Genomic DNA, 7,251 nt, shown 5'->3' with positions numbered 1-7,251 from the left:
GCGCGCGGCGTTGACTGAGGTCACGGTTCATGGCCGCATCGCCGACATCATCTGTATGGCCTTCAATGATCCGATTACAGACGGGCAGTGCAGTGATCCAGGCAGCAAGCCGGCCACTGCTTACGCAACTCGCCGAGATGGCACGTTCATGCCCTGGCGAGCTGCTCATTGAAGGCCATACAGATGATGTCGGCGATGCGGCCATGAACCGTGACCTCAGTCAACGCCGCGCGCAGTCCGTGCTCGAAGCGCTTATCGATCTGAAGGTGCCGCCAGGCCGCCTGACCGCCAGTGGTTTTGGCGAATCTCGTCCGCTTGCTTCCAATAGCACCAGCGTTGGACGTGCTCAGAACCGCCGCATTGAAATTCGCGTGGCTGACTTTAACTAGCAGCCCATCCACCTGTATTATTTATCTAGAGAGAAATTATCATGATGTATTTAATTGCTAAATATGCCCTCCTTTTTCTCGGGGCTGCGCTGCTTGGATTTTTATTGGGAAGATGGTGGACGCGCCGGCGCTTTGTTGATGTTACCTCATCTTACGAAAAACTGTTTTCTCGCCTTGACCGCGGTGAAGGGAATTGGGACAAGCTATGGAAAGGACTCAATAGTCTCGGTCAGCGTGTCGATAGTGTTGAGCATAAAGTAGATGCCATCCCGGCACCTGCTTCAGTTGACCTGTCGGGCGTAAATGGTAAACTTGACCAGGTCGGGACGATGCTTGGGCAACTCCCGAAACCTCAGCATGTGGATCTCGCGCCAGTAGAGGAGCGGGTAGGTGCTATAGAAGCGCTGATCAAGGGGATGCCAAAACCGGAAAAAGCAGAGCAGGTTGACTTTGCACCGCTCTATAGCCGGTTTGTCAAATTGGAATCGATGGTTGAAGCTGGAAATGGCGTAGACCTTGGGCCGGTCAATGATCGGATTAGCCGGCTTGAGCAGCTGATTCGCAACCTTCCTGCCCCTGCACAGCCGCAGCGCGTAGATCTCACGCCTGTCAATCAGAAAATTGGTGCCCTGGAAGCGAGTATTCGTCAGATGGCGTCATCAAATGGACAACAGCGCGTAGATCTGAATCCTGTGAATACCAGAATTTCTGGTGTTGAGACGGCTTTACGCCAGTTGCGCATTCCTGGACCTGTAAACCTTTCTCCTGTTGAATCACGCCTCCGCGAGATTGAATTGCGGTTGGATAAATTGGCGGCAAAGCCAGCACCTGCTCCGGTACGTGTTGAAGTACCCAAGACAGGGCCTCGGTTGATGAAGTCTGCTTCTTTCGGCAAGAAGGATGACTTGAAGAAAATATCAGGCGTGGGTCCGAAGCTGGAGCGGCTGCTGAACGGCATCGGTGTATTCTACTTCTGGCAGGTAGCTTCCTGGAGTGGTAAAGATGTGACGGAAGTCGATGATATGTTGGAAGTCTTTAAAGGCCGCATTGAACGCGACAACTGGGTGCTTCAGGCGCGTACTCTTAAGCTCGAGCCAACAGCGGCAAAAGAGCCGGCATAAAACAGCATGCGTTTCTTACGCTATCATTATGTTTACAACACAAAGGGAGTCTGCGGACTCCCTTTGTCGTTTTATATCCCATTTTGCCGCAATAATCAGCGATTGACTGTTTGATTTACTAAAAAGATGCGATATACTTTTTACCGCATGTTTTTATGCAGTAAACAGACAATGCATCTCTGTAATCAAATCACGACAAAAAGCGGGCAATGGCGAAGCGCAACCAGTTTGATGTTACAATTGAAGTCCCAGGTGCTTACGAGGCTTCGGAAGCGGTCCTGGCCTCAGGTAGCAAAAAAAGAGGGCAATCAGGTGAGACACCAAATGACGACATGTTTCTGGCTGCGCTTGCTGCCGAGCACGACTTGCATGTAGAAAAGTCGTTTGTACTGAACCGCCAGCGCGACTACAAAAAGCGGAGCGCTGGTAACGAAGACACCCGAGTCAAAATCTCTGTTGATACACCAGCAGATGAGCGTGCAGTGGTACTGGTTGAAGAAGATGGGGTTTATCGCTGGGTTTTTGCAAAGCCGGCGGCGGAATCAACGCGCAACTCAAAGCGAAGCATCGCCGCTTCCAACTTGCATGTATTTGAAATTGAACTCGCGGGCTACACGCATACCGTAGGCAAACGCCGTGGCCTGGGTGACAAGCTAAAGTCGCTTGCTAAAAAAGCGAAGGCCCATATCATCCGTATCAAGGATGCTGCACCGGGCGTTGCGCTGACGATGAAGCGGCTTGAAAAAAAGGTTGACCAATGTGTCATCAATATGAACGTCAGCGAAGGGGCGCACGACCCTGAGGCGTGGGAGCCACTGCAGAGCCTCGAAGCGTTGACGATACCTGCAAATCGGACCCCCAAAGTCTTACTGTTTATCCACGGTACATTCAGTAGCACCGTGGGAAGTTATGGGGGACTTTGCGAAATTCCAGAAGGCCAGCAGTTTCTTGAAAAGGCATTTGAAGCCTATGATCTGGTCCTTGGATTTGATCATTACACCTTGAGTGAAACGCCAAGTGAAAACGCGTGGGAATTGTTGAAGTGGCTCAAAACGGCACCCTGGTCACCTGATTTTCCACCTGTCATAGATGCCATCGGGTATAGTCGTGGCGGATTGGTGTTGCGGAGCCTTGTTGAAAAAGAATTGCCGGATGATGCTTGGGCAGCAAGTATTAAACGGGCTATTTTTGTCGGCGCGACCAATGCGGGCACGGAACTGGCGAAGCCTGAGAACTGGCATCAGTTTATAGATTTTTATACGAATCTGGCTGCGGGCTCATCCCGTGTTGTGAGCTTTTTATCGGGCGCCGGCGTTGGCGGTTTTGTTTTTACAGGCATGATTCGTGGCCTTGGGGCATTTGCCAAGTACCTGGCGACAGTATCTGTATCTGACGCAAAAATCCCGGGCCTTTCAGCAATGGAGCCTGATGGCCCGTTTGTGACCGAGATCAACGAAACCCAGCCCGGTCAACCAGGGCCTGAAGATGTCTCTTATTATGCCATAACTTCTGATTTTGACATTGATGCGATTGGCGATGGGCCAAGTCCGGGTTTGCCCAAACGTATTGCCCTCTCGCTCGGAGGTCGTGTGGTTGAACGGCTCCTCGGTGATACGCCTAATGATCTAGTTGTAGACACCCCGTCTATGACCCGCATTGACCCACAGACAGATGGGCTTCTTAAAGAAGTACAGGCATTTGGGCAAAACGGACAGGTGTATCACACGGTCTATTTCACCCAGCCGGCCACGGCCCGCGCCTTGCATGGCTGGCTGGATTTGCCAGGCAGGTTGACCACCCCTGCTGATCATGCCCAACGATCTGCAGCACCCGTGGTGATCGCTGACAATGAAATCGTTTCTTACAACGTTATAGAAACAGCAGTACAAACGCCGGCGGAGCAACCACACGTACAAGTTGCTGTACCTGTCCGAGACCTGGTGCGTCCGACCTTGAAAATTTCTGTTCACTGGGATGATATCACAGAAGCAGAGGGCGACGTATACGCCGTCGGCCATTACCGTGGCGTAGAGCCACAAAGCGCTGAACTGGCTGTTGACCATCACATTTCACAAGTGAGTTGGGGGCTGCCATGGGAAGAGCGTAAAAAGAAACTTGTTCTTACCAGTCTGACACAACAAGGACTGTTACAAGGTGATGTTGGTCAAATTGACTTGTTTCCCTGGGGCGATGGCACACAACGGTTTGCGGCAATTTGCGGGATGGGCTTTTTTAATGGCGACTTCAGCGAGCAGAATCTGCAATTGCTTTACCGACAACTGGTTTGGAAACTGAATACATTGCCGGGGCTCAATGTATTGTGTACTGTGCTCATCGGTTCAGGTGTTGGTTCACTGGATACCCGCCGCGCACTCCGCGGACAACTCAATGGATATGCAGATGCAATGGCTGCGTTTCACGATGGCGAAAACCGTATTCGTGAAGTTAGGATTGTAGAGTATGACAAGCTGAAAGCACAAGAGATTCTGGATAGCCTGTTGTTGATCAATCGCCAGGATGATCTCGACCTGACATTGGAGATAGAGGAGGAGGTACAGTCAAAAGGCACAGGGCGGGTGAGCGAAGAGCATGCCCTTTCGTTGATTATCGGGTCGATGTTGCAGACGTTCAAATCGCGTAGCTCAAAGAAGCGGAGAGAATTGCTGGATGCCTATCTGTCGAATAGTGGCATTAAAAGTGTGAAGAAAAGGGAGTTGATGCCGCGGTTGAAAGACGCGTGGGAAAATCTGGAATATGCCGCCGGCGAACTGGCGCGCAATATGGAAATGACCAACCTCGATCCGACGGTTGATGAAAAAGAACTCAAACAGCGGATCCACACTACAAGCCGCTCACTTTTGTCTGAACAAGGATTGTCGCGAACCATTTCGGTTAAGCTTTTTGCAGCAAGCGACAACAAGGCAGCCATTCCAAACCGGCTTTCTATTCGTTTGGAGAATGATGTCTATCGAATTGCGGGCTTGACAGCCAGTTCAGCGGTACCGGAACGGGAGATCAAAGTAGACGTGAAGCTGGTGCATGAACTGATTGAGCGCATGACTGATCCGGATAAGGAGAAAGCGCTACGCCACGGCAAAGTACTGCACCAACTCTTGATTCCTGGAGAATTTGAAGAACTGCTGACATCCAGCGCCTCCCTCGTGTTTGAGGTTGATCGAAATACGGCACCGATCCACTGGGAGATGCTCGTGTTTCCTGGGCGAGAACAAGCCGGCGCGGTTGCGCTGACGCTTCCGGTCAGCCGGCAGTTGCGCACCACCTACAGCAACATTCCCACGGCCCGTTCCGACCGGGAACGACGTGCGCTGGTCATCGGCAACCCAGACGGTTCACTGGAATTTGCTGAAGAAGAAGCCATCCTCGTAAGCGACTTGTTGGCGAACCATGGCTTTGATGTAGATACCTTTATCGGTGCGCCTGATGCTGCGCGAGACGGCCTGGGCAAATATGCGCCTGCAAACCGGCTTGACGTACTGGAAAAGTTGTTTGAAGGTAAATACACCATCGTGCACTACGCCGGCCACGGTGATTACGACCGCGATGATCCGAGCAAAACAGGCTGGTTGTTTACAAGTGGTCTGCTTACGGCGGGTGAAATACAGCGGCTCAGTGATGCACCGGCGCTCATCTTTGCAAATGCATGCCTCTCCGGCCGCACTTCAGGCGTGACGCAGGGCATGATGGCTGAACAGGGTGCTGATAACATTGCGGCGAGGCAAAAAGCCATCGGAAAACCTTTTGGTGAAGCCGGCCTGTTGCCCAGTTTAGCCGACGAAGTGCTCAAACTCGGTGTGCGTAACTACATAGGCACCGCGTGGGAAGTTGATGATAAAGGTGCCATTCTTTTTGCTGAGCGGTTCTACGAGACTTTCCTTGGCGGTGCTTCGATTGGAGAATCGATTCATGAGGCGAGGAAGAAACTCAGCCGGCATGCCCAATACCGCGCCCTCTGGGCTGCATACCAGCATTATGGTCCGCCTGATTTTATTCTGCCGTAGGGTTTGGTGGTACTCGGAGTTTCTCTGCCGGGTATGGATGGAGAATTCCGCGAGCCCTTGCCATCCGGCAACCAACATTCGACATTCGGAAATCGACATTCAGCATTCTAAAATCCCCCTTCCTGGCCTGAAACCTGTGGCCGCTCACCCTTGTTGTATGGGCTTCGCATTTTTAACTGATTTCACTATCCCATATCATGAGTGACCTTTTTGAAAAACTCGTATCGTTGAGCAAACGTAGAGGCTTTATTTTCCCTTCTTCGGATATTTATGGAGGGTTGAGTGCTACGTACGATTACGGTCCTTTAGGGGTAGAACTGAAAAAGAACGTACGCGACAGCTGGTGGCGTACCATGGTTTATCACAACGATAACATCGTAGGGATTGATGCAGCCATTTTGATGCATCCGACCACCTGGAAAGCTTCCGGCCATGTTGATGCTTTCAGCGATCCGTTGATCGATGATAAACAATCGAAAATGCGTTACCGGGCAGACCAACTTATTGAAGGTCACATTGCACGGCTTCGCAAAAAGAAAAAAACGGATCGTGCGGATGCCGTGTATCAGAAGCTGGTTGATGCGCTGAATGCTGAAGACATGCCCAAAGCACTGTATGATCTGATCATGGAGGAAGAAATCAGGTCACCGGATTCAGGTGCATTTGACTGGACGGATGTTCGCCAATTCAATCTGATGTTTTCCACCCATGTGGGTCCTGTTGCTGATTCAGATAGCAAAATCTACTTGCGTCCGGAAACAGCGCAGGGGATTTTTGTGAACTTCCACAGCGTGCGTGAAACGTCGCGTTTGCAGGTACCTTTTGGTATTGCGCAAATAGGTAAGGCGTTCAGAAATGAAATTGTAGCGCGCCAGTTCATTTTCCGTATGCGCGAGTTTGAGCAAATGGAAATGCAGTACTTCGTGAAGCCAGGCACGCAGATGGACGCGTACCGGGAGTGGAAAGAACGGCGAATGCAGTGGCATCTTGATAATGGAATCGCCGCGGAGAATTTGCGCTACCATGAGCACGAAAAACTGGCGCATTACGCCGACGCAGCCGTAGATATCCAGTACAACTATCCTATTGGCTGGCAGGAAGTTGAAGGTATCCATTCACGCACGGATTATGACCTGGGCCGGCACCAGGAGTTTTCCGGTAAAAAAATGGAATACTTCCACCCGCAAACGCAGGAGCGATTTGTACCCTATGTAATCGAAACGTCTGTAGGCCTCGACCGCACCATTCTGATGTTGCTCAGCGAAGCATACTGCGAAGAGGAAGTCAACGGAGACAAACGGACGGTACTGAAATTCCACCCACGTATTGCACCGATCAAAGCGGCAATTCTTCCACTCGTGAAAAAAGACGGCATGCCTGAAGTGGCCCGCGCGATCGAAAAAGATGTCCAGCAGCATTTCAATACATTTTATGATGAGAAAGGCGCCATCGGCCGGCGGTATCGTCGTATGGACGAAATTGGTACGCCATTCTGCATCACCATTGATGGCGATACCGTTGCTGACGGCTCCGTAACCATCCGTGAGCGCGACTCCATGGAGCAGGTTCGGATTCCGAAAGACAACGTGAAGTCTTACCTGATTGACCGGTTGTAACAGGCTGGTACATCAGGATTGATCTCTTGTCGGATGACTGGTCGAACAACCCAGGGGCTAACCTTTTTGTCGTAGCCTTCGTATGGCAATGCTGTGCTTGCAAAAT

At 51.2% G+C, this 7,251-nt stretch carries 4 protein-coding genes; all 4 read left to right on the top strand.

Translation table 11 applies throughout. The features are described from left to right. Nucleotides 1-29 precede the first annotated feature (29 nt). The 4 genes from AAF564_11070 (at nucleotide 30) to AAF564_11055 (ending at nucleotide 7,145) form a co-directional block, all read left to right on the top strand. Entirely contained in the window at nucleotides 30-389 is a 360-nt protein-coding gene (locus AAF564_11070) for an OmpA family protein (GenBank protein MEM8486082.1), read from the top strand. Nucleotides 390-430: 41 nt separating this feature from the next. Continuing rightward, complete coding sequence (locus tag AAF564_11065; protein MEM8486081.1) at nucleotides 431-1,510, top strand: hypothetical protein; 1,080 nt, start codon at nucleotides 431-433, stop codon at nucleotides 1,508-1,510. A 209-nt stretch (nucleotides 1,511-1,719) separates the two neighbouring features. Beyond that, nucleotides 1,720-5,529 (top strand): CHAT domain-containing protein, encoded by a 3,810-nt coding sequence (locus AAF564_11060; protein MEM8486080.1) that lies wholly within the window; start codon nucleotides 1,720-1,722, stop codon nucleotides 5,527-5,529. Between the two features lie 197 nt (nucleotides 5,530-5,726). Next, complete coding sequence (locus AAF564_11055) at nucleotides 5,727-7,145, top strand: glycine--tRNA ligase (GenBank protein ID MEM8486079.1); 1,419 nt, start codon at nucleotides 5,727-5,729, stop codon at nucleotides 7,143-7,145. Nucleotides 7,146-7,251 lie beyond the last annotated feature (106 nt).

The organism is Bacteroidota bacterium, assembly GCA_039111535.1.
Taxonomy (GTDB): Bacteria; Bacteroidota; Rhodothermia; order Rhodothermales; family JAHQVL01; genus JBCCIM01.
This window is presented reverse-complemented; position numbering and strand designations above follow the sequence as displayed.